The following is a 20,469-nucleotide window of genomic DNA, read 5'->3' as shown; positions in this document are numbered from 1 at the left end:
TCCTGCCAGGGCCGGCGGGTTCGGGGATTCACGTGGCGCGGCCTGGTGACAGACGTACCCACTGACCGCTCCCGCTTCCCGTGGGACGGGCCGGAGGTCCTGGGTCAAGAGGTCCGACGGCCATGGCTGGGCGCCGCGTGCGCGGGTAGCGTCCAGACATGGCCACCTTCGATCTGACCAGCTTGCGCGCCGTCGTCTTCGACACCGACGGCGTGGTCACCGACACGGCCCGGGTGCACGCCGCGGCGTGGAAGCACGTCTTCGACGCCTTCCTCCGGGGGCGCTCGGCGCCCTTCGACATCCGCGCCGACTATCTCGCCCACGTGGACGGCCGGCCCCGGCTCGACGGCGTGCGCACGTTCCTGGCCTCGCGCGGCATCTCGCTGCGCGAGGGCGGGCCGGACGACGAGCCGGGCGCGCCGACCGTGCACGGGCTGGGGCTGGCCAAGGACGCGCTGTTCATGGAGCAGATCCGCCAGCACGGCGTGGCCGCCTTCCCCGCCACGGTGGCGCTGCTGCACGAGCTGCGGCAGCGCGGCTGCCGTACGGGAGTGGTCTCGGCCAGCAGGCACTGCCGGGCGGTGGTGTCGTCGGCGGGGCTGCTGCACCTGTTCGACGTGCTGGTGGACGGCAACGACGCGGCCCGGCTGGGCCTGCCGGGCAAGCCGGATCCCGCGCTGTTCCTGGAGGCGGCGCGGCGGCTGGAGCTGCCGCCGGGCGACGTGGCGATCGTGGAGGACGCGCTGCCCGGCGTGGAGGCCGGGCGCAGGGGCGGGTTCGGGCAGGTCGTCGCGGTGGACAGGAGCGGCGCGCAGGCCGCCGCGATGCTGGCGGCCGGGGCCGGCGCGGTCGTCGCCGACCTGGCCGACGCCGACGTGGCGGGCCGCGTGCCCGTGGGGCGCCGATGAACGCTCCTCCCGCGGCGGACGCCTGGGCGCTGGTCTACGAGGGCTTCGAGCCCGCGAGCGAGGGGCTGCGCGAGGCGCTGTGCACGCTGGGCAACGGCCGGTTCGCCACGCGCGGCGCCACCCCCGACGGGGAGCCGCGCACGCCGGGCACGTACCTGGCGGGCTGCTACGACCGGCTCGACTCCGTGGTGGCCGGTCATACCGTGACGAACGAGGACATCGTCAACCTGCCCGACTGGCTGCCGCTGACGTTCGCCACGCCCGATTCCGGCTGGTTCCGGCCCGAGGGGGCCGACCTGCCGCTCTACCGGCACGTGCTGGACCTGCGCCGCGGCGTGCTGGTGCGGGACCTGCGCTGGCGCGACGGCGCGGGCCGGATCACCCGGGTACGCCAGCGCCGCCTGGTGTCGATGGCCGACCCGTACCTGGCGGCGATGCAGACCACGTTCACCGCGGAGAACTGGTCGGGCCCGCTGCGCGTGCACGCCACGCTGGAGGGCCGGGTGCGCAACGAGGGCGTGGCCCGCTACCGCGACCTGCGCGGCGACCACCTCACCGGGCACGCGACCGGCTCGGAGGACGACCTGGCCTGGCTGACGGCGCGCACCCGCTCCTCCCACGTCGTCGTGGCGCTGGCCGCCAGGATCGACAGCGACGCGCCCGCCAGGCCGGCGCTCGGCACCGGCCACATCACCTCCGACCACGTGCTCGACCTGGCCGAGGGGGTGCCGGCCGACTTCACGAAGGTCGTGGCGCTGACGTCCTCGCGCGACCCGGCCAGCCACGATCCGCGCTCGTCGGCGCTGCGGCACGTACGCCGGGCGCCGCCGTTCGCGGAGCTGCTGGCGCGGCACGAGGCGGCGTGGGAGCGGCTGTGGCGGCGGGCCAGGCTCGACGTGGACGGCCCCGAGCTGTCTCTGGTCGTGCACCTGCACATCTTCCACCTGCTGCAGACGCTGTCCCCGCACACCGCCGACCTGGACGCCGGGGTGCCCGCCCGGGGCCTGCACGGCGAGGCGTACCGGGGGCACGTGTTCTGGGACGAGCTGTTCGTGCAGCCGTGGCTGGACCTGCGCTTCCCGCAGATCTCCCGCGGCCTGCTGCGTTACCGCTGGAGGCGGCTGCCCGAGGCGCGGGACGCGGCCAGGGAGGCCGGCCACGACGGCGCGATGTTCCCGTGGCAGAGCGGCAGCGACGGCCGGGAGGAGACGCAGACCCTGCACCTCAACCCCGCCTCCGGCCGCTGGCTGCCCGACCACTCCCGGCTGCAGCGGCACGTCGGCCTGGCCATCGCCTACAACGTCTGGCACCACTACCTGGCCACCGGCACCATGCCGCCGTGGTGCGCCGAGCTGCTGCTCGACATCGCCAGGTTCTTCGCCTCGCTGGCCGTCCCGGCCGGCGACCGGTACGAGATCCGCGGCGTCATGGGCCCCGACGAGTACCACGACGCCTACCCCGGCGCGTCCGTCCCCGGCCTGGACAACAACGCCTACACCAACGTCATGACCGCGTGGCTGATGGCACGCGCCCGCGACACCGCCGCGCTGGTCCCCGACCTGGCCCCGCCCGCCGCGGAGCTGGACCGCTGGGACGACCTCGGCCGCCGCCTGCGGGTCGACTTCCACGACGGCGTGATCAGCCAGTTCACCGGGTACGCCGACCTGCTGGAGCTCGACTGGGACCGCTACGCCGGCGTGCGCCGCCTGGACCGGGCGCTGGAGGCCGACGGCGACGACGTCAACCGGTACAAGGCGTCCAAGCAGGCCGACACCCTCATGCTCTGCTACCTGCTCACCGGCGACGAGCTGACCGGCACCCTGGAGCGGCTCGGCTACCCGGTCGAGCCGGATCTCATTCCCCGCACCGTCTCCTACTACCTGAGGCGCACCAGCCACGGCTCCACGCTCAGCGCCGTCGTGCACGCCTGGGTGCTGGCCCGCTCGAACCGGGCGCAGTCGTGGCGTTTCTTCACCGAAGCCCTCTACAGCGACATCAAGGACGTCCAGGGCGGCACCACCGCGGAAGGCATCCACCTGGGCGCCATGGGCGGCACGCTCGACCTGCTGCAGCGCTGCTTCCTGGGCCTGGAGGTCAGGCCCGACGGGCTGCGGCTGGACCCGCTGCTGCCCGACGAGCTCGGGCTCGTGTCCATGCCGATCCGCTACCGCGGGCGTCAGGTGTTCATCGACGCCGACCATCACGAGGCCCGGCTCAACGGCGCCGCACGCCGTACCTATCGCAGAGGGGAAGTCATCATGACAGGCACAGGCGATCTCGGCCGCCGCGTCATCCACCACCGCGAGCGACTCGGGCTGACCCGCGAGCAGGTCGCCGAGCGCGCGGACATGTCACCCGGTTACCTGAAATATCTGGAGGAGAACGCCGACACGCCCGACACCGGTGCGCTCTACCGGCTGGCGGACGCGCTGGGCACGACGGTGGACGACCTGCTGGGCGGCGGCCAGGACCGGCCGCCCGGGCGCGGCCCCGCGATGGCCCACCCGTCCCTGGAGACGCTGGACGAGCAGGAGTGCCGGCGGCTGATCGCGCCCGGGGGGATCGGGCGGGTCGCGTTCAACGGCTCGCACGGGCCGACGGTGCTGCCGGTCAACTACAAGGTGCACGAGGGCGCCATCGTCTTCCGCACCGCCGCGGGCGGGGCCATGGACAAGGACCTGAGCACCGGGCTGGAAGGCGTCGACATCATGATCGCCTTCGAGGTCGACAACTTCGACGAGACCAACAGGGAGGGGTGGAGCGTGCTGGTCCAGGGGCCCGCGCACCACCTGCCGCCGGAGGAGGCGGACGGCGCGGCCGGCACGGGCGTCACCCCGTGGGCCGGGGGCGAGCGGCAGCTCTACATCCGCATCGTCCCCCAGCAGATCACCGGGCGCCGCATCCACGGCATCTGACGGTACGCAGGTCAGCGGCAGCCCGTGGCGGCGAAGGCCATGAACTGCGTCACCTCCTCCTCGGAGAAGTTGTCGTCGGAGCCGATCACCAGCGTGCACTCGCCGCTCGCCAGCCGGGGACCCCAGGCCATGCCCTCCAGGTTCTGCACCGGCGGCCGGAAGTCGCCGAGGTCGTGGACCAGCCGCTTGGCGACCGGCCGGTACCGGCCGGCCTGCTCCAGCGAGTCGCGGCCCATGACGTTCGAGGCGCCGCGCAGGTCGATCTCGTACAGCTTGGCCCGGTATCCCACGCCCTGGATCCAGGAGCGTTCGAGTGCCAGGTAGCGGTGGTCGTCGATGGCCAGCAGCTCCGACACGCCGCTGTCGCTCTGGCCCGTCGGCGGGTTCGGCGGGGCCTGCAGGGCGTCGAGCGGGTAGGCGTACTGCGCGCGCACCCGGCCCCCGCGGTCCCACACGGTCAGCCGCGTCACCGAGCCGCTGTCGGCCGTCGGCGTCGGCCCGTCCTCGTAACGCGGCCCCTCGGTCACGGCGGTGACGGCGCGTTCGGTGACGGCCAGCCCCTCGAATCCGAAATTGCGGCGCGGCCCGCTTTCCGTGCTCTCGAAGCGCAAATTCGACGGCACCGGAAAATTACCGACCTCGCGCCCTTCGGGGTTCATTCCGCGCACTGTGGAATGCGAGATGGGAATATCCGGATTCGCGCGGTCGGGCCGGTCGCCCTCGTCGCCCCACAGCAGCCGCCCGCTCCACCGGTCGACCCTGATCGACTCGGGGTCGGCCGAGCCCGGCTTGCCGTAGCCCGGGTACGGGGTCCCGTCGGGCCTGGTCAGCGTGGTGACGCCGGTCAGCCGCACGCCGGTGAAGTCGCCCGTCATCCGGTCGATGGCCAGGCGGCCGGTGTAGAAGCGGGCGGGGTTGTAGCGCCAGCGGTCGTCGGAGACGAAGTACCAGACACCGGTGCGCGGGTCGCGGTCGAAGCCCGACAGGCCGCCCACGGTCGTGCCCTCGAACTTCACCAGGTGCGGGATCCGCTGCTCGCCGAGGAAGCGGGTGATCCGCACCGGCTCCCGCGGGGCGGCCGCCGCGGGCGGGGCCGTGCCCGCCACCATCGCGAGGGCGAGGGCGATCCCTGTAATTCTCCGTGCACTTCTCCGTGTACGCGCCAATTTTTCCTCCGTCTCGGAATTCGACGGAGGAAATGAAAGCGCGTCTCACCGGAGAAGTCCACGAAGAAAACAACCGCATGCCGCACTGCAAAAGGCGCAAATCACTGCGCGATGCCGGGCAGGGTGATCAGGAACAGCGTGCCGTCCGGCAGGCCGGTCGCGGACAGGGCGCTCAACGAGCCGTTCGCGTCGATGCGGGCAGGGGCGGGCCGCCACGTCCACGCCGGCAACCGCACCCGCCGCCTCCTTGACCGGTGAGATCAGGCGGGGGCCGACGCGGCGACGCCGTCGAGGATGAGCCGCAGGCCGTGCGCGAACGCCTCGTCGCTCGTCGGCGCGCCGCCCGTCCTGACCCCCTCGACCGTGAGCGGGTAGTCCGTGGCGTACGCGGCCAGGCCGGGGCTGTCACCGCGGCCTCGCCGGTCGAGGCGGGCCTGCTCGTACAGCACGAAGCCGAGCGTGTAGTGGCTGATCGCGGCGATCGCGTGCAGGCCCTGCGCGGGGGTGAAGCCGAGCCCGGCCAGCGTCCTGAGCTCCTCCTCGAAGCTCCTGGCCACCCCGGGCCCGGGGTCGCCGGCCGCGACGAGCCGCGCGCCGTCGCGGTGGCTGAGCAGCGTGCGCCGGTAGCGGTGCGCGCGCCGGGTCAGCCACTCCCGCCAGCCCTCGCCCTCGGCCGGCCCGCCCATGTCGTGGGCGAGCAGCTCGCGGGCCATCTCGTCGAGCAGTTCCTGCTTGTTGCGGAAGTGCCAGTAGAGCGCCGGGTTCTGGACGCCCAGGCGGGCGGCGAGACGGCGCACGGAAAGGCCCTCCAGGCCGGTCTCGTCGAGCAGTTCGAGCGCCGCGCGCACGACGGTGTCCCGCGCCAGTCCCTTCTGTGCCATCGCGGATCACCTTAACACCGCTAAGTCATCGAGCTTCCCTGGTGCCGATGACCGCCGTCGCGTCCAGGTCGTCGGAGGCGGCCACCCGGACCGCCAGCCCGGCGGCCCGTACGGCCTCGGCGGTCGCCGCCGCCTGCCGCCCGCTGGTCTCCACCAGCAGCCGCCCGCCGGGCGCGAGCCAGCCGGGCGCGCCGCCGATCACCCGCCGCACCACGTCCAGCCCGTCGGCGCCGCCGTCCAGCGCGTGCAGCGGCTCGTGCAGGCGGGCCTCGGGAGGCAGCAGGCCCACCGACTCCGTCGGCACGTACGGGGGGCTGGCGATCAGGATGTCCACCCGGCCGCGGAGCGTGGCGGGCAGCGGGTCGTACAGGTCGCCCTCGTGGACGGTCGCCGTCCCCGCCAGGTTGCGCCGGGCGCAGCGAACGGCGGCGGGGTCGAGATCGGCGGCGTGCAGCTCGGCCCGCGGCAGGCCCGCCGCCACCGCCGCGCCCATCGCGCCCGTCCCGCAGCACAGGTCCAGGACCACCGGCGTGCCCGCGACCTCGCGCGCCAGCGCGACGGCCGCCTCGATGAGGAACTCGGTGCGCGGCCGGGGCACGAACACGCCCGGCTCCACGTACACCCGCAGGCCGCAGAACTCCGCCCAGCCCAGCACGTGTTCGAGCGGCTCGCCCGCGACCCTGCGCGCCACCATGGCGTCGAGGTCGGCGGGGGTGGGCGCGGTGGACAGGAGCAGCTCTGCCTCGTCCTCGGCGAAGACGCATCCGGCGGCGCGGAGGCGGGCGACGATGGCAGCAGTACTGATAGATGACGAAAAAACCGACATGGGAGCCTTTCGGGATGCCGATGGGCACTCCCGCGGTCACCTAATCCCTGTGGGCCGCACTTCGCGAGGGGAGCACCCAGACTGACACAGCGGTAATGGGTCTCACCTCCCGAGGACGATCCTGCGTACGAGACCGCCACAGTATCAGCCCGCCGGATCCCCACCGCACGGGGCCGGGCGATGCCGGCCTCCAGCCGTCACGGTCAGCCGTCGCCGGCGGTGGCGAAGTCGGGCAGCTCGGTGGACAGCAGCCCGTCGGCGGCGCCGTCGAGGAGCTGGGCCATCTCCGCGGAGCGGGGAAGCATGGTCTGCTCGTAGGCGCGGACGGCCTCCTCGACGGTGTCGTGGCGGGCGATGGCCAGGGCGAGCTCGCACGCGTCCAGCAGGGCGAGGTTGACGCCGACGCCGAGCGGGGGCATGAGGTGGGCGGCGTCGCCGAGCAGGGTCACCGTGGGGTTGTGCGCCCAGACGTGCGGGGCGGGCAGGGCGAAGATCGGGCGGTCGACGTAGGGGCCGTCGTTGTCGGTGATCAGCCGGCGCAGGCTGGGCGACCAGTCGCGGTAGCGCTCCAGGAGGAGGGCGCGGATGCCGTCGGTGGCCTGGATGGACAGGCCGCCGGCGGTGATCCAGTCGGCCGGGACGCGCTGGATGAGGTAGACGCGGATGTGGTCGCCGCTGTTGCGCTGGGCGAACAGGCCGCGCTCGCCGTCGGCCGCGGCGGCGCCGCCCTGGCCGACGAGCTCGGCGATGCCGGGATGCCGGGTCGTGATGTCGTGGAACCAGGCTTCCAGGAAGCTCACGCCGGTGTGGCGGGGGGTGGCCGGGGAGACGGCGCGGCGGACCTTGGACCAGGCGCCGTCGGCGCCGATGACGAGGTCGGCCTCGATGGTGGTGCCGTCCGCGAAGTGCAGCCGCCGGGGGCCTTCGCCGGGGCCGCTGACGGCCCGCAGGGTGTGACCCCAGCGCACGGTGCCGGGCTGGAGCGAGTCGAGCAGCAGGTCGCGCAGCCGGCCGCGGTCGATCTCCGGCTTGAACCGCTCGCCCTGCTCGGGGACGTGGTGGAAGAGGATCGTGCCGGCCGGGTCCAGCTGGCGCATCTCCTGGCCCTCGGGCCGGGCCAGCCGGAAGAACTCCTCCAGCAGGCCCGCCTCGCGCAGGGCGATCTGGCCGTTGTCGGCGTGCAGGTCGAGGGTGCCGCCCTGGTCGCGGGTGGCGGGGCCGGCGTCGCGGTCGTAGACGGCGGCGGCGATGCCGTGCCGCTGGAGGATGCGCGCGCAGGTCAGGCCGCCGGGGCCGGCTCCGATGACGGCGATGCGGGGTGCCGTGGTGGTGTTCATGGTGATGCTCCGTTCGTTCTGTGCGCCCCAGAAAAACACACCGGATCAATAAGTGCAACAACACAACTTTTGAACTCGATCCACCAAAGCGGTAGGGTGCCGGTATGCCCAGCACCACGAGCAGTCCCTCTCCCGCGCCGGTGGGGCGCCGCGAGCGCAAGAAGGCCGCCACCCGCCAGGCCATCGCCGACGCCGCGCTGCGCCTGTTCCTGGAGCGCGGATACGACGAGGTCGGCATCCGCGAGATCGCGGACGCCGCCGACGTGTCCACCACCACGCTGTTCAAGCACTTCCCGGTCAAGGAGGCCCTCGTCTTCGACGAGGACTCCGACCAGGAGGCCCGCCTGCTCGCCGCCGTCCGTGAGCGGCCCGAGGGCCGGTCCGTCCCCGCCGCGCTGCGCGAACACGCCCTGACCACCCGGCTGGCCACCGCCGACGGCGACCCCGCCTTCACCGCCTTCACCGACCTCGTGGCCGGCACCCCCGCGCTGCGCGACTACGCGCAGAACATGTGGCTGCGCCACACCGCCGCGCTCGCCCGGGCCATCGCCGAGGAGAGCGGCCTCGCCGCGGACGACCCCGCCTGCACCGCCCTGGCCCACTTCGCCCTCGAAGCCCCCCGCGCCGCCTACGCCCACCACGACCCCCGCGAGGCCATCAACCGGGCCTTCGACCTCCTGGAACACGGCTGGAGCGCGCTCGCCCGGACCAAGGCCTGAGCGAGCGCCTTCGCGTACACCGAGGGGTCCCCTCGTCCGGATGCGCGGCGCGGTCACGGGATGTGCCAGCCGCGGTCACGGTGCGGGGCCGGGTGCCGGGTCTAGCGTCGAGGCGCGACTGGACCGCGCTCGCGACATGCCGTTCGCCCGGCACGCCTCGTTCAGGGAGATCCCCCGCTCATCGCGCCCTCTCGGGTCAGGGGCCCGGCGGTCCTCGCACGGACGCTTCGGCTGGAGAAGGGATCGATCAGATGCAGACCGAGCAGGCCGCCCCGCGCAGCGGCGTCACCGCCGCCCCCGGGCCGGTCCCCGTCGCCGACCGGCGGCGATGGGTGGGGCTGGGGATCGGCACGGCGCTGTCCCTGCTGGCCGCGCAGACCCGCTACGACCTCGCGCCGGCGGCGTGGCCTGGTCACCGCGGTGGGCGTTCTCGGGCTGGCCACCCTGTTCTTCGTGCCCTACGCCCTGGACCGGCTGCTGGCGGCGCGGGCCGGTGCGGGCCGGGTCGCTGCTGCCGTTCCCTGCGGCGGTGACGGCGTTCGAGTTCCTGGTGACGTCGATCGGCCCCTTCGGCTCCGCGTTCAGCGTGATCGCCCCCACCCAGCAGGGCAACCTGCCGCTGCTGCAGGTAGCCGCGCTGACCGGCCCGTACGGCGTGGCGTTCCTCATCGGCTGGTTCGCCACCGTCGTCAACCACCTGTGGGCCGCCGGGTGGGACCCGCGCCGGACGGCCAGGGCGGCCGTCAGCTACGCCGCCGTGCTCACCCTGGTGCTGCTGGCCGGCGGAGCCCGGCTCGCCTACGCCACCCCCGGCGGCCCCACGGTGCAGACCCGCGGGCATCAGCCCGGACCCGGGAGGCGGCCCAGGCCGGAGCGAAGATCGTGTTCTGGTCCGAGCAGTCGGCCAACGTGCTGGCCGCCGACGAGCAGGCGTTCCTGGGCCGGGTCTCCGCCGCCGCCCGGGAGCACCGGATCTACCTGCGGGCCGCCGTGGCGCTCTACCTGCCGCGGGCGCCGCACGCGGCGAACCGGACGTACCTGTTCGGCCCGGACGGCCGGCGGATCTGGACCTACGACAAGTCCCGTCCCATCCCGGGCCTGGGGTTCTACCCGCCCGGCGACGGGGTCGTGCCGGTCGAGCGGACCCCTACGGGCGGCTGGCCTCGGTGATCTGTTTCGACGCCGACTTCCCCGCGCTGGCACGCGTCGACGCCGACATCATGATCGTCCCGGCGCGGGACTGGCCGGAGATGGGCACCTTGCACAGCCGGATGGCGGACATGCGCGTCGTCGAGAACGGCTACTCGATGGTCCGGCAGGCCGAGTTCGGCGTGTCGGGCGCGTTCGACGCGCAGGGACGGACCCTGAGCGAGCACGTCCACGAACGCGGCGACCGGCACGTGGTCGTCTCCGAGGTGCCCGTCCGCGGCTCCGCCACTCCCCTGTCGGGCGATCGGCGACGTGTTCGCGTGGCTGTGCGTGGCCGGCACCGTCCTGCTGATCGGCCTGGCGATCCACCGGGCCGCCAGGCCGCAGGGTGACGGCTGAACGACCGGGCCGGTGGGTACGTTCGCCCTGCTCGAGTTCTCACATCACCGGCGAGGGACCTGCCATGCAAGCCATCACCGTCCGCGACCGGACCGCCGGTCCGGCCGGGCTCTCCCTGACCGAGGAGCCGTACCCGCACGCCGCCGAGAACGACGTCGTCGTGCGGGTGCACGCCGCGGGGTTCACCCGGGGGGAGCTCGACTGGCCGGGAACGTGGTCGGATCGCGCGGGCCGCGACCGGACGCCCAGCGTGCCCGGGCACGAGGTGTCGGGGACGGTGGCGGAGCTGGGGTACGGAACCACCGGCCTGAGCGTGGGACAGCGGGTGTTCGGGCTGACCGACTGGACCCGCAACGGCTCGCTGGCCGAGTACGTGGCGGTGGAGGCGCGCAACCTGGCGCCGCTGCCGGCCGACATCGACCACACCGTGGCCGCCGCGCTGCCGATCTCGGGGCTGACCGCGTGGCAGGCGCTGTTCGACCACGGGCGCCTCGAGGCCGGCCAGACCGTGCTCATCCACGGCGCCGCGGGCGGCGTCGGCTCGGTCGCGGTGCAGCTCGGGCGCGAGGCGGGAGCCCGGGTGATCGGCACCGGCAGGGCCGGGGGCAGGGACACGGCGCTCGGCCTGGGCGTGGACGCCTTCCTGGATCTGCAGGCCGAGCGGCTGGAAGACGCCGGTCAGGTCGATCTGGTGCTCGATGTGATCGGCGGGGACGTCCTGGACCGTTCCGCGGCGCTGGTGCGCCCCGGCGGCACCCTCGTCTCCATCGCCGCGCCGCCGGCGGTCCAGCCCCGGCACGGCCGGGCGATCTTCTTCGTCGTCGAACCCGATCGCGCCCGCCTCGCGGACCTGGCCCGGCGGCTGCGGGAGGGCCGGCTCCGCGTGATCGTGGGGGCCGTGCGCACGCTGGCCGAGGCGCCCGCCGCGTTCGCGTCCCGCGGCAGGACGATCATCCGGGTCACCGAGGGCGGATAGGCCACCGCACGCCCTGCAGCTGGGCGAATCATCGCCAGGGCTTGAACGCGCCCCTGGTTAACCCGGGCAAGGCCCGGACAGCGTACTCGGACAGAGCAGGATGGGAGAGGCGTCATGATCCGAGTACGGTTCGCCCGGGGCTTCCTGGTCGCCGGCCTGGTGGCTCCGGCAGCCGCGTGCGCCGCTCCCGCGGCGGAGCCCGCGACCGGCCGGGCGCCGGTCGCCTCCGTGGTCACGCAGCCACCGTCCGAGACGCTCTCGCCCCTGCTGGAGAAGGCGCTGCCGAATGTCAAGGGCAAGACGTTCACCTCGGCGATCGCCGACTTCCCGCCCACCGCGCGCGCGGTTCCGCATCGGCACGGCGACGCCTTCGTCTACGCCTACGTGCTCGCGGGCGCCGTCCGCAGCCAGATCAGTGGCGAGCCGGTGCGCACCTACCGCCAGGGCGAGAGCTGGGTCGAGCCGCCGGGAGCCCACCATGTGCTCACGGAGAACATCAGCCGGACGCAACCGGCGAAACTACTGGTCATTTTCATCTCGGACACAGGGGCCGAACTCAAGGTCGACGATCGGCCAAGGTAGCGGTGAGGAACCATGAGCGACGAACATCTGCACCACCTCGACAACCCCGACGCGACCACGCCACCGCCGAGGATCGAGCTCATCTCGTCGGTGCCGTCTCCGCCGCCGATGCCCGGCAACGCGGAGGCGATGACGATCCGGGTCACCCTGCCGCCGGGCAGCGCGGGCAACCCGCCGCACCGCCACACCGGTCCCGTGTTCGGGTACCTGATCAGCGGCGAGATGCTCTTCGAGCTGGAAGGCGAGCCGCAACGGGTCATCAAGGCCGGGGAGGCGTTCTGGGAGCCGGGCGGCGACCTCATCCACTACCAGGACGCCAACAACCTCCCGGACGCCGAGACCGAGTTCGTCGTCACGATGTTCGGTGTGGCCGGGCAGCCGATGCTCATCCCGGTGAGCGCGGAGGAGCTCGAGGCGCGCCGGGACCGCCGGGCGCCCCGCCCATGAGGCAGCCTCCGCCGTCCGCAACGGCGCCCGGCGGCCCGGGCAAGCCGCTGCGTCAGCCCTGATCGGCGCGGTGGTGGGTTACCTCTGGCTGTGCAAGAAGCCACGCTGACGGCATCCGCGGCGGCCCGTGCTCACCCGGGTCACCAGGCCACGCGCGGCGAGTCGCCCTCGCCCGGACGCTCGCCGGCCGTGATCGGCACGGAGGTGACGGCACCGCCGGCGAGGCCGATCCGGTAGGCGCGCCACTGGTGCGCGTACAGGAGGTGCTCGCCGGTCCCGTCGACGCAGAAGCGCAGGCTCAGCGAGGCGCCGGGCGGCGGTTCCGGCCGGGCCAGCACCCGCGCCGGCCCGCCCGACACGGGGACGCGTTCGACGGTGTGCCCGGAGGCGTAGATCAGCGCGCCGCCGTCAGGGGTGTGGGTCACCGACTCGAACGGCACGGCGCCGGTGGCGTTCTTGACGATCCGGGACGCGGCGCCGTCCTGGCCGTCGCCCAGGCGGGCGAGGTCGAGCACGGCGATGGCCCGGCCGCCCAGCACGTAGGCGAGCGAGCGGCCGTCCGGGGCCCAGGACAGGCCGCCCACCATCGAGTGCGTCGCGGTCCTCCAGTCGCGGCGCCGGCCGGTGGCGACGTCGAGCACGGAGATCTTGACGCCGCCCCCGATGAGCGGGGTGGCGTAGGCCAGCCGGGTGCCGTCGGCACTGAGGGCCAGGTCGTGGACCAGCGTCAGGTCGTCCGGGTCGGTCTGCGTGACGGGCACCGGCTTGCCCGGCCGCCCGTCCTCGCCGAGGCGGACCAGGAAGAAGCGGAGGCCGGGCTTCGCCTGCCCGGTCCGGCCGGCGATGGCGAACGTGCGGTTGTCCCGGGCGGCGGCCACGCGGTGCGAGGAGCCTTCGATGCCGGGCGGCAGCGGGATGTTCGCGATGAACGCCCCGGTCCCGGCGTCGTGCACGGCGGGCGGCACCGGGGTGACGACGGCGGTCTTGGACCTGCCGGGGAAGTGGGCGAGCGGGGTGCGCGCGGAGACGAAGAACCGCGGCGGGCCCGTCGCCGCCAGGGGCGCCCCGGTCGCCATGGGCTCGGCCAGGGAGGTCGCCATCGGGAACGGGTGCCTCGCGGGCCCCGAGGACGCCATGGGCGAGGGCGGCTGCGGGACCGCCGTGGGCGACGGCGGGGAGGACGCCGGGGGCTGGGACGCGCTGACGAGCGACACCCGGCCGGCGGCCGGGTCGGCGCATCCGGCGGCCAGGACGGCCAGGGCCAAGCCCGCCAGCGCGGCTGACATACGGCACGGCATGCAAGGATCTTCGTAGGAAACGGTCTTCCGCGCCAGCGCACGACAGGACCGCTACGGCGCGCGCCTCAGCGTGACAGCGCGTAGGAGCTCAGGCTCCCGCTCCGGAGCCGGTCGGCCACGGACTCGGCGATCTCGCCCACCCGGATCGCGGTGTTGGACAGCAAGGTCGAGGTGAGGCCGTGGGTGTGCTCGCTGGCGCCCTGGACGTAGATGCCGCAGCGCATCGCCGGGGAGGTGACGATCCGGTAGTCGCGATCCAGCCGCACGCCGCCGCCGGGGAGCCGTTCGCAGAACCGGCCCGCTCCGCCCAGCAGGGTGAGCGGGTCGGCCGGCCGGTAGCCGGTCGCGTAGACGATGACGTCGGTTTCCAGCAGGGTGCGCTCGCCGGTGGGCAGGAACTCCACCGTGACGCGCAGGCCGTTCCCGTCGCGCTCGACGTCGGCGAGGCGTGAGGCGTTGAGGATGCGCAGCCGCTCCTTGCCCTGCACCTTCTCCTGGTAGTGGCGGCGGTACAGCTCGTCGATGAGGTCCAGGTCCACCACGGAGTAGTTGGTGGCGGAGTGGTAGGCGCGCAGCCGCGACTTCACCTCGTCAGGAGCGGTGTAGAAGTGGTCGACCGCCACGGGGTCGAAGATGCGGTTGGCGAAGGAGCTGTCGTCGGCGGGGGTGTATCCGTACTTGGTGAAGACGGCGCACACCTCGGCCTCGGGATAGGCGCCGTGCAGGTGCTCGGTCACCTCGGCCGCGCTCTGCCCGGCGCCGACCACCACGAACCTGCGCGGGTCGCGCAGCGACGGCAGCCTGCCGAGCAGTTCCTCGCTGTGCCAGATCCGCTCGTCGGTGACCAGGCCGTCCGGCAGGACCGGTTCGAGCCCGGCGGCGAGGACGAGGTTGCGGGCGCGGCGGGTGACCAGCGTGCCGTCGCCCTGACGGACGACCACGTCGAGGAGCTCGATCGTCCCGCCTGCCTCGACGGGGGTCACCGCGACGACCTCGGAGCCGTATTCCACCTGCTCGGAGAACCGGGCGGCCGTCCATTCGAGATAGTCGTGGAATTCCATGCGGGACGGGAACATCGTCTTGTGGTTGATGAAGTCGAGCAGCCGGCCCTTGTCCTGCAGATAGCAGAGAAAGCTGAATTCACTCGTCGGGTTGCGCATGGTGACCAGGTCCTTCAGAAAGGACACCTGCATGGTCGTGCCTTCCAGCAACATGCCCCGGTGCCAGCCGAAGGCGGGCTGCTTCTCGAGGAACACGGCGTCGAGCACGTCGCCCGTGCGCGCCTGGCGTTCCCGCAACGCTATCGCCAGGGCGAGGTTGGAGGGTCCGAAGCCGATGCCTACGAGATCGTGCACGTGCTGCTCCGCTGAGGACATGGATGCCTTTCCGCCGGTGCGTAACTGGGGTGGAGTCATGGCAAAAATTAGGTTAGCCTGGCCTAATTAAGGCGAGCCTAACTTAATCCGATCCCCTCGACAAGGAGGCACCATGCGGGTCGTGATGTTCGGCTATCAAACCTGGGGTCATCGCACGCTCCAGGCCCTGCTGGATTCCGCGCACGAGGTCGTACTGGTGGTGACCCATCCGAAGAGCGAGCATGCCTACGAGAGGATCTGGAGCGACTCGGTGGCCGAGCTGGCGCAGGCACACGGCGTCCCGGTGCTCCTGCGCAACCGGCCCGACGACGAGGAGCTGATGGTCCGGCTCAAGGAGGCCGAGCCCGACCTCATCGTCGCCAACAACTGGCGGACCTGGATCCCGCCGGAGATCTTCCGCCTCCCCCGCCACGGCACCCTCAACGTGCACGACTCGCTGCTTCCCGCCTACGCCGGCTTCTCCCCGCTGATCTGGGCGCTGATCAACGGCGAGCCGGAGGTGGGGGTCACCGCGCACATGATGAACGACGAGCTGGACGCCGGCGACATCGTCGTGCAGCGGGCCGTGCCCGTCGGGCCCGCCGACACCGCCACCGACCTCTTCCACCGCACCGTCGACCTGATCGCGCCGATCGTCACCGAGGCGCTCGACCTCATCGACTCCGGCCGGACCGCCTGGACGTCCCAGGACAGGTCGAAGGCCAGCTTCTTCCACAAGCGGTCGATCGAGGACAGCAACATCGACTGGAGCTGGCCCGCCGAGGACATCGAGCGCCTGGTCCGCGCCCAGTCCGACCCGTACCCCAACGCCTTCACCCACTACAAGGGCGAGCGCGTGCGCGTGCTCAAGGCCTCGGTGTCCCAGGGGATCTACGGCGGCACGCCCGGCCGGGTCTTCATCCGGGAGGGTGACGGCGTGGTGATCGTCGCGGGCGCCGAGGCCCGCCGCGGCCGCAGCCACGGGCTGGTGATCGAACGCGTGCGCACGGAGGACGGCAGGGAGCTGCCCGCCACCGAGGTGTTCAGGAGCATGGGCGGCTACCTGACCCGTCACCCGTGAGCGTGTGGTGGCCCGGCGGCCGGGCCACCACCACCCGCGAGCACCCAGGAGACGTCCCTGAGCAGGGCGTGCCGCCAGCCCGCCCGGTCGTGCCCCGAGGGCGAGCGCGAGACCCGCACCGTGGCCCCGGCCTGTTCCGCCAGGGTCTCGACCAGCTCGCAGTGCGGCAACATCCGCCTCTCGTGCTCCCCCACGTCGAAGGCGACCCGCAGCCCGGACAGGTCGGCGCGCTCCCGCAGGCGCGCGGCGACGGCGCCGCCGACCGGCCCGCCCATGGGGTCGGCCAGGTCCTGCGCCCCGGGCGCCCACCAGAACGACCCCGACTGGCAGGCGAGGCCGGACACCAGCCCGGGGAACTCCAGCGCCGCGTACATCGCGCTCAGCCCGCCGAGGCTCTGCCCGGCGACCACCAGCCGGTCCCGGTCGGCGGGCACGCCGCTCTCCGCCACCAGCGGCAGCAGTTCGTCCCTGATCGCCTCCCACAACGCGGGCCTGCAGGCGAACTCGGCCTCCCTGTCCCTGGCGGGCACGAAGACGAGCGTGACGGGAGGCAGGTCACCCTGGGCGACGGCCGAGTCGAACGCGGTCATGGCCGGGTGCAGGTACAACCAGTCGTCCCCATCGAGCAGCAGCACCACCGGCCCGCCACCGCCCGCCGGATGCACGCGCACGGTGCGCCGCCCGCCGAGCCGTTCGCTGGTCCAGCGCAGGCGGGTACGCGGCAGGGGCAGGACGCCGTCGGCGCCGACGGCGGGCCAGTGCGGCTGGGCAGGGGCGTCAGGGGTCGCGGCGATGGACCGGTCGCCGCCCGCGCCCACGGGGTTGAACGGGTCGGCGTACGCGGCGTCCGCGGTGCGGAACTGGTAGGTCACCCGCAGCCGCGCGGGCATGGCCACCTCGGCGTACCAGCAGTCCGTGTCACCCCACCGGCGCAGGGGCACCGGCTCCGACCAGCTCTCGAAGCCGATGCTCGCGGGCGACCCGCGCCACAGGAACAGGGTCGTCCAGCCGCCGGCGCCGTCGGGCAGCGGCGCGGGCGTCGCCGCCGCCGCCCAGAACTCCTCGGTGCCCGGCTCGCCGGGTAACCCGAACCTGGCGAAGGTGTCGTCCATCGCAGCCCCGTCCGTCCCTACCGTCGGCCAGCGACTAAGGATAGCTTTACCTAAATCGATTGATCGAGACGGCGGTGACGAACATCGCATGGGAACTTCCGGGGCAGCGCGGGCCCACCGGCGGCGCGCGGCGGGAGCGGTCACGCTGGTGGTGGTCCTCGCGCTCGTGGGGACGGCGTCGCTGGCCGTCGGCGCGCGCGCGTTGAGCCCTGGCGAGGTGTGGCACGGGCTGTTCGGAGTGCCGGGCGCCGACCAGCGGCTCAGCGAGATCACGCTCATCCTGCGGACCGTGCGGGTGCCCAGGACCGTGCTCGCGATCGCGGCCGGCGCCGCCCTGGGCGTCGGCGGGGCGCTGATCCAGGGGTTCACGCGCAACCCGATCGCCGACACGGGGCTGCTGGGGGTGAACTCCGGCGCCTCCTTCGCCGTGGTGACGGTGATCCTGCTGTTCGGGCTCTCCAACCCGCTCCAGTACGTCTGGTTCGCCTTCCTCGGGGCGGCGGCGGCCGGGGTCGTCGTGTTCGGGCTGTCGAGCCTCGGCAGGGGCGGGGGCAGCCCGCTGACGCTCGCGCTGACCGGCCAGGGGGTCACGGTGTTCCTGGCGGCGATGACCACGGCGATCGCGCTGTCGGACCAGGCGTCGCTGAACGCGCTGCGCTTCTGGAACGCCGGCTCCGTGGCCGGCGTCGGCTTCGAGGTCATCTGGCCGGTGACGGCGTTCATCGCGGCCGGGCTGGTACTGGCGCTGACCACGCTGCCGGCGATCAACCTGCTCAACCTCGGCGAGGACGTGGCCAGGGGGCTGGGCGTGAACACCACGTTGAGCAGGACCGCCGGCATCGCCGCCATCACCGTGCTGGCGGGAGCGGCGACGGCGGCCTGCGGGCCCATCGCGTTCCTCGGGCTCATGGTGGCCCACGTGGCGCGGTACCTCACGGGACCGGACTATCGCTGGCTGGTGCCGTACGCGGGACTGCTGGGCGCCGTCGTCCTGCTCGCCTGCGACATCGTGGGGCGCGTGGTGACGCGGCCGGGCGAGTTGCAGGCGGGCGTGGTGGTCGCGCTGGCGGGCGCCCCGTTCTTCGCGGCGCTGGTGTGGCGCGGGAAGTTCAGGAAGGCATGAACGGGACGGCGGCCAGGCGTACGGTGGCGCCGGGCGTGCGGCTCGGCCGGGCGTCGTTCGTGCGGCGGCCCTGGCTGCTGGCCGTCACGCTGCTGCTGGCGGGCGCGACCTTCCTGGTGTTCTGCCTGTCCATCGGCGTCGGGGACTTCCCCATCGGCCTGCCCCAGGTGATCGCCACGATCTTCGGGCGGGGCGAGCGGGTCGACGAGTTCGTGATCATGGATCTGCGGATGCCGCGCGCCCTGGCCGGGCTCGTCGTCGGGGTCGCGCTGGGGCTGTCGGGGGCGATCACGCAGTCCATCGCGCGCAACCCGCTGGCCAGCCCCGACGTGCTGGGGATCACCGGGGGCGCGAGCGCGGTCTCGGTGTTCCTGGTGACGGTGTCGGGCGGGGCCGCCGCGGCGATCTCCGACACCGTGGGCCTGTCCGCGGCGGCGCTCGCGGGGGGCCTCGGCACCGGCCTGCTGGTGTATCTCATGGCCTGGCGGCGCGGGATCGAGGGCCTGCGGCTCATCCTCATCGGCATCTCGGTGAGCGCCGTGATGGAGGCCATCACCACCTGGCTGCTGGTCACCGCCGACATCCGGGACGTGGCCAGGGCCCAGGCGTGGCTGGTCGGCTCGCTGGACGGCCGGTCGTGGGGCGAGGTCCTGGTGGTGCTGTGGTGCACGCTCGCCCTGCTGGCCGTGGTGTCGTACCTTGCCTTCCCCCTCAGGCCGATGCACTTCGGCGACCAGGTCGCGGCGAGCCTGGGCGTGCGGTACTCGATGGTGCGGGCGGTCCTGCTGCTGTGCGCGGTGCTGCTGGCCGGCGTCGCGGTGAGCGCGGCGGGCCCCGTCCCGTTCGTCGCGCTGGTGGCGCCTCAGGTGGCGATGCGCCTGGCGCGGCACGCGACTCCGCCGCTGCTGGCCTCCGGGCTGGCGGGCGCGTCGCTGCTGATCGGAGCCGACCTGGTGGCCCGTACGGCGCTGCCGGTCAGCCTCCCCGTCGGCGTGGTCACCGCCGCCATCGGCGGCCCCTTCCTGGTCTACCTGCTGGTGCGGGCGAACCTCAGAAAGGACCGATAAGCAAGGTTAGCCTTACCTAACATCGTCGTGTTACGGTTTCCCTGGCAGTCGAGATCGCAGCGGACAGCAAGGGACCCCGATGCCTTCACACGGAACGACCCTGACGGCCCTACGGCGCTCAGCGGTGGCACTGTCCGCCGCGATCCTCGTCGCGGCCTGCGGATCCGCCCCGGCGCCACAGCCGGAGGCCGGGGACGCGGCCCCCACCACCGGCGGCGCGTTCCCGGTCACCGTGGAGCACGCCTTCGGCTCCACGCAGATCACCAAGGCCCCGCAGCGGGTCGTCTCCGTCGGCTACACCGACGACCAGGCCGTCCTGGCGTTCGGCATCAAGCCGGTCGGCATGGTCGACCAGTACCCGAACCCGCCCGGCAGGACCCCCGACATCAACACCCAGTGGCCCTGGGTGAAGGACCGGTGGGGCGGCACCCGCCCCGAGGTCATCATGACCAACGGGGACTCCGGCCCCAACTACGAGAAGATCGCCGCGCTGCGGCCCGACCTGATCATCGCGGTCTACTCCGAGATCGACCAGGCCGCCTACGACCGGCTCACCAGGATCGCCCCGACGGTGGGCCGCACCAGGACCGAGAAGGAGCCGTTCAGCGCGCCGTGGCAGGACAACGCGCTGCACATCGCCAAGGCGCTCGGCAAGGCGGACGAGGGTGCGAAGCTGGTCCAGGACGTCCAGGCCAAGCTCGACGCCGCCCGCGCCGCGCATCCGGAGTTCGCCGGCCAGACCGCCGTCGCGCTGTCCTGGTACAAGAACTCGGTCGCGCCCTTCACCACCACCGACGTGCGCGGGCGGCTGGTGACGGGCATCGGGTTCAAGGGGCAGCCGGAGATCGACGAGATCGCGGGCGGTAGCTTCTACACCGTGCTGTCCCCAGAACGTATCGACCTCATCGACGTCGATCGCATCTTCGTCATCGCGGACCAGGCCGACCAGGCGGCGCTGAAGAAGTTCGAGCTGTTCGCCAACCTGCCCGCGGTCAAGAACGGCAAGGTGTCCTACCTGCTCGACAGCGAGGGCCCGGCCGTCGGCGCCGCCATCTCGCAGAGCACCCTGCTGTCGCTGCCGTACGCGATCGACGAGCTCGTCAAGTCGGTCGGCCAGGGATGACGCCG

At 73.1% G+C, this 20,469-nt stretch carries 20 protein-coding genes; 12 read left to right on the top strand and 8 right to left on the bottom strand.

Going from position 1 to position 20,469, the window contains the following annotated elements; all coding sequences use genetic code 11:
* Window positions 1-158 precede the first annotated feature (158 nt).
* Together ACBJ32_RS06690 and ACBJ32_RS06685 are read left to right on the top strand one after the other, a co-directional pair.
* The gene (locus tag ACBJ32_RS06690) at window positions 159-908 is read left to right on the top strand and encodes an HAD family hydrolase (RefSeq protein ID WP_375125930.1); all 750 of its coding nucleotides are present in this window, start codon (window positions 159-161) and stop codon (window positions 906-908) included.
* Entirely contained in the window at window positions 905-3,823 is a 2,919-nt protein-coding gene (locus ACBJ32_RS06685; protein ID WP_375125929.1) for a pyridoxamine 5'-phosphate oxidase family protein, read from the top strand. The genes ACBJ32_RS06690 and ACBJ32_RS06685 overlap by 4 nt, the downstream gene beginning before the upstream one ends.
* 11 nt (window positions 3,824-3,834) lie before the next feature.
* Here ACBJ32_RS06685 and ACBJ32_RS06680 read toward each other — a convergent pair whose 3' ends face one another.
* The 5 genes from ACBJ32_RS06680 to ACBJ32_RS06660 form a co-directional block, all read right to left on the bottom strand.
* Window positions 3,835-4,932: an esterase-like activity of phytase family protein gene (locus ACBJ32_RS06680; protein WP_375125928.1), complete on the bottom strand. Its 1,098-nt coding sequence runs from the start codon at window positions 4,930-4,932 to the stop codon at window positions 3,835-3,837.
* A 158-nt stretch (window positions 4,933-5,090) separates the two neighbouring features.
* Window positions 5,091-5,225, bottom strand: coding sequence for a hypothetical protein (locus ACBJ32_RS06675; protein WP_375125927.1), 135 nt, complete (start codon window positions 5,223-5,225; stop codon window positions 5,091-5,093).
* Between the two features lie 24 nt (window positions 5,226-5,249).
* Window positions 5,250-5,870, bottom strand: coding sequence for a TetR/AcrR family transcriptional regulator C-terminal domain-containing protein (locus tag ACBJ32_RS06670; RefSeq protein WP_375125926.1), 621 nt, complete (start codon window positions 5,868-5,870; stop codon window positions 5,250-5,252).
* Between the two features lie 25 nt (window positions 5,871-5,895).
* Window positions 5,896-6,696, bottom strand: a complete 801-nt coding sequence (locus ACBJ32_RS06665; RefSeq protein ID WP_375125925.1) for a putative protein N(5)-glutamine methyltransferase — start codon at window positions 6,694-6,696, stop codon at window positions 5,896-5,898.
* A 203-nt stretch (window positions 6,697-6,899) separates the two neighbouring features.
* A complete protein-coding gene (locus tag ACBJ32_RS06660; RefSeq protein WP_375125924.1) occupies window positions 6,900-8,033 on the bottom strand; it encodes an FAD-dependent oxidoreductase in 1,134 nt (377 codons plus the stop codon).
* Window positions 8,034-8,137: 104 nt separating this feature from the next.
* Here ACBJ32_RS06660 and ACBJ32_RS06655 point away from each other — a divergent pair, with 104 nt between their 5' ends.
* The 6 genes from ACBJ32_RS06655 to ACBJ32_RS06630 all read left to right on the top strand — a co-directional run bounded on the left by ACBJ32_RS06655 (window position 8,138) and on the right by ACBJ32_RS06630 (window position 12,305).
* The gene (locus tag ACBJ32_RS06655; protein ID WP_375125923.1) at window positions 8,138-8,752 is read left to right on the top strand and encodes a TetR/AcrR family transcriptional regulator; all 615 of its coding nucleotides are present in this window, start codon (window positions 8,138-8,140) and stop codon (window positions 8,750-8,752) included.
* 882 nt (window positions 8,753-9,634) lie between these two features.
* Entirely contained in the window at window positions 9,635-9,922 is a 288-nt protein-coding gene (locus ACBJ32_RS06650; protein ID WP_375125922.1) for a hypothetical protein, read from the top strand.
* Window positions 9,919-10,293: a hypothetical protein gene (locus tag ACBJ32_RS06645; protein ID WP_375125921.1), complete on the top strand. Its 375-nt coding sequence runs from the start codon at window positions 9,919-9,921 to the stop codon at window positions 10,291-10,293. Before ACBJ32_RS06650 ends, ACBJ32_RS06645 begins: the two co-directional genes overlap by 4 nt.
* Window positions 10,294-10,364: 71 nt before the next feature.
* On the top strand, window positions 10,365-11,276 hold the full coding sequence (locus ACBJ32_RS06640; protein WP_375125920.1) for an NADP-dependent oxidoreductase: 912 nt from the start codon (window positions 10,365-10,367) through the stop codon (window positions 11,274-11,276).
* Between the two features lie 114 nt (window positions 11,277-11,390).
* Window positions 11,391-11,858 (top strand): cupin domain-containing protein, encoded by a 468-nt coding sequence (locus ACBJ32_RS06635; protein WP_375125919.1) that lies wholly within the window; start codon window positions 11,391-11,393, stop codon window positions 11,856-11,858.
* 12 nt (window positions 11,859-11,870) lie between these two features.
* On the top strand, window positions 11,871-12,305 hold the full coding sequence (locus tag ACBJ32_RS06630; RefSeq protein WP_375125918.1) for a cupin domain-containing protein: 435 nt from the start codon (window positions 11,871-11,873) through the stop codon (window positions 12,303-12,305).
* A 140-nt stretch (window positions 12,306-12,445) separates the two neighbouring features.
* Here the strand turns inward: ACBJ32_RS06630 and ACBJ32_RS06625 are convergent, their stop codons facing one another.
* Together ACBJ32_RS06625 and ACBJ32_RS06620 are read right to left on the bottom strand one after the other, a co-directional pair.
* Entirely contained in the window at window positions 12,446-13,591 is a 1,146-nt protein-coding gene (locus ACBJ32_RS06625; RefSeq protein ID WP_375125917.1) for a TolB family protein, read from the bottom strand.
* 77 nt (window positions 13,592-13,668) lie between these two features.
* Window positions 13,669-14,979 (bottom strand): lysine N(6)-hydroxylase/L-ornithine N(5)-oxygenase family protein, encoded by a 1,311-nt coding sequence (locus ACBJ32_RS06620; protein WP_375125916.1) that lies wholly within the window; start codon window positions 14,977-14,979, stop codon window positions 13,669-13,671.
* A gap of 112 nt (window positions 14,980-15,091) precedes the next feature.
* On the opposite strand from ACBJ32_RS06620, the gene ACBJ32_RS06615 reads away from it, so the two are divergent.
* On the top strand, window positions 15,092-16,039 hold the full coding sequence (locus ACBJ32_RS06615) for a methionyl-tRNA formyltransferase (RefSeq protein ID WP_375125915.1): 948 nt from the start codon (window positions 15,092-15,094) through the stop codon (window positions 16,037-16,039).
* Here ACBJ32_RS06615 and ACBJ32_RS06610 read toward each other — a convergent pair.
* Window positions 16,030-17,151 (bottom strand): alpha/beta hydrolase-fold protein, encoded by a 1,122-nt coding sequence (locus tag ACBJ32_RS06610; RefSeq protein WP_375125914.1) that lies wholly within the window; start codon window positions 17,149-17,151, stop codon window positions 16,030-16,032. The genes ACBJ32_RS06615 and ACBJ32_RS06610 overlap by 10 nt on opposite strands.
* Window positions 17,152-17,239: 88 nt before the next feature.
* Between ACBJ32_RS06610 and ACBJ32_RS06605 the strand changes: the two genes are divergently transcribed.
* The 3 genes from ACBJ32_RS06605 to ACBJ32_RS06595 all read left to right on the top strand — a co-directional run bounded on the left by ACBJ32_RS06605 (window position 17,240) and on the right by ACBJ32_RS06595 (window position 20,464).
* Window positions 17,240-18,274 (top strand): FecCD family ABC transporter permease, encoded by a 1,035-nt coding sequence (locus tag ACBJ32_RS06605; RefSeq protein WP_375125913.1) that lies wholly within the window; start codon window positions 17,240-17,242, stop codon window positions 18,272-18,274.
* Window positions 18,271-19,341 (top strand): FecCD family ABC transporter permease, encoded by a 1,071-nt coding sequence (locus ACBJ32_RS06600; protein ID WP_375125912.1) that lies wholly within the window; start codon window positions 18,271-18,273, stop codon window positions 19,339-19,341. Before ACBJ32_RS06605 ends, ACBJ32_RS06600 begins: the two co-directional genes overlap by 4 nt.
* Window positions 19,342-19,465: 124 nt before the next feature.
* The gene (locus ACBJ32_RS06595; RefSeq protein ID WP_375125911.1) at window positions 19,466-20,464 is read left to right on the top strand and encodes an iron-siderophore ABC transporter substrate-binding protein; all 999 of its coding nucleotides are present in this window, start codon (window positions 19,466-19,468) and stop codon (window positions 20,462-20,464) included.
* The last annotated feature ends 5 nt before the right edge of the window (window positions 20,465-20,469 follow it).

Source organism: Nonomuraea sp. GTA35, assembly GCF_041950525.1.
Lineage (GTDB): Bacteria > Actinomycetota > Actinomycetes > Streptosporangiales > Streptosporangiaceae > Nonomuraea.
This window is presented reverse-complemented; position numbering and strand designations above follow the sequence as displayed.

Bases quoted from the DNA above. Each gene is read 5' to 3' on its own strand.
- ACBJ32_RS06680 (WP_375125928.1), bottom strand. From the start codon at position 4,932: ATGGTGGCGGGCACGGCCCCGCCCGCGGCGGCCGCCCCGCGGGAGCCG.
- ACBJ32_RS06690 (WP_375125930.1), top strand. From the start codon at position 159: ATGGCCACCTTCGATCTGACCAGCTTGCGCGCCGTCGTCTTCGACACC.
- ACBJ32_RS06605 (WP_375125913.1), top strand. From the start codon at position 17,240: ATGGGAACTTCCGGGGCAGCGCGGGCCCACCGGCGGCGCGCGGCGGGA.
- ACBJ32_RS06685 (WP_375125929.1), top strand. From the start codon at position 905: ATGAACGCTCCTCCCGCGGCGGACGCCTGGGCGCTGGTCTACGAGGGC.
- ACBJ32_RS06630 (WP_375125918.1), top strand. From the start codon at position 11,871: ATGAGCGACGAACATCTGCACCACCTCGACAACCCCGACGCGACCACG.
- ACBJ32_RS06620 (WP_375125916.1), bottom strand. From the start codon at position 14,979: ATGTCCTCAGCGGAGCAGCACGTGCACGATCTCGTAGGCATCGGCTTC.
- ACBJ32_RS06625 (WP_375125917.1), bottom strand. From the start codon at position 13,591: ATGTCAGCCGCGCTGGCGGGCTTGGCCCTGGCCGTCCTGGCCGCCGGA.
- ACBJ32_RS06655 (WP_375125923.1), top strand. From the start codon at position 8,138: ATGCCCAGCACCACGAGCAGTCCCTCTCCCGCGCCGGTGGGGCGCCGC.
- ACBJ32_RS06615 (WP_375125915.1), top strand. From the start codon at position 15,092: ATGCGGGTCGTGATGTTCGGCTATCAAACCTGGGGTCATCGCACGCTC.
- ACBJ32_RS06665 (WP_375125925.1), bottom strand. From the start codon at position 6,696: ATGTCGGTTTTTTCGTCATCTATCAGTACTGCTGCCATCGTCGCCCGC.
- ACBJ32_RS06640 (WP_375125920.1), top strand. From the start codon at position 10,365: ATGCAAGCCATCACCGTCCGCGACCGGACCGCCGGTCCGGCCGGGCTC.
- ACBJ32_RS06610 (WP_375125914.1), bottom strand. From the start codon at position 17,151: ATGGACGACACCTTCGCCAGGTTCGGGTTACCCGGCGAGCCGGGCACC.
- ACBJ32_RS06670 (WP_375125926.1), bottom strand. From the start codon at position 5,870: ATGGCACAGAAGGGACTGGCGCGGGACACCGTCGTGCGCGCGGCGCTC.
- ACBJ32_RS06600 (WP_375125912.1), top strand. From the start codon at position 18,271: ATGAACGGGACGGCGGCCAGGCGTACGGTGGCGCCGGGCGTGCGGCTC.
- ACBJ32_RS06635 (WP_375125919.1), top strand. From the start codon at position 11,391: ATGATCCGAGTACGGTTCGCCCGGGGCTTCCTGGTCGCCGGCCTGGTG.
- ACBJ32_RS06660 (WP_375125924.1), bottom strand. From the start codon at position 8,033: ATGAACACCACCACGGCACCCCGCATCGCCGTCATCGGAGCCGGCCCC.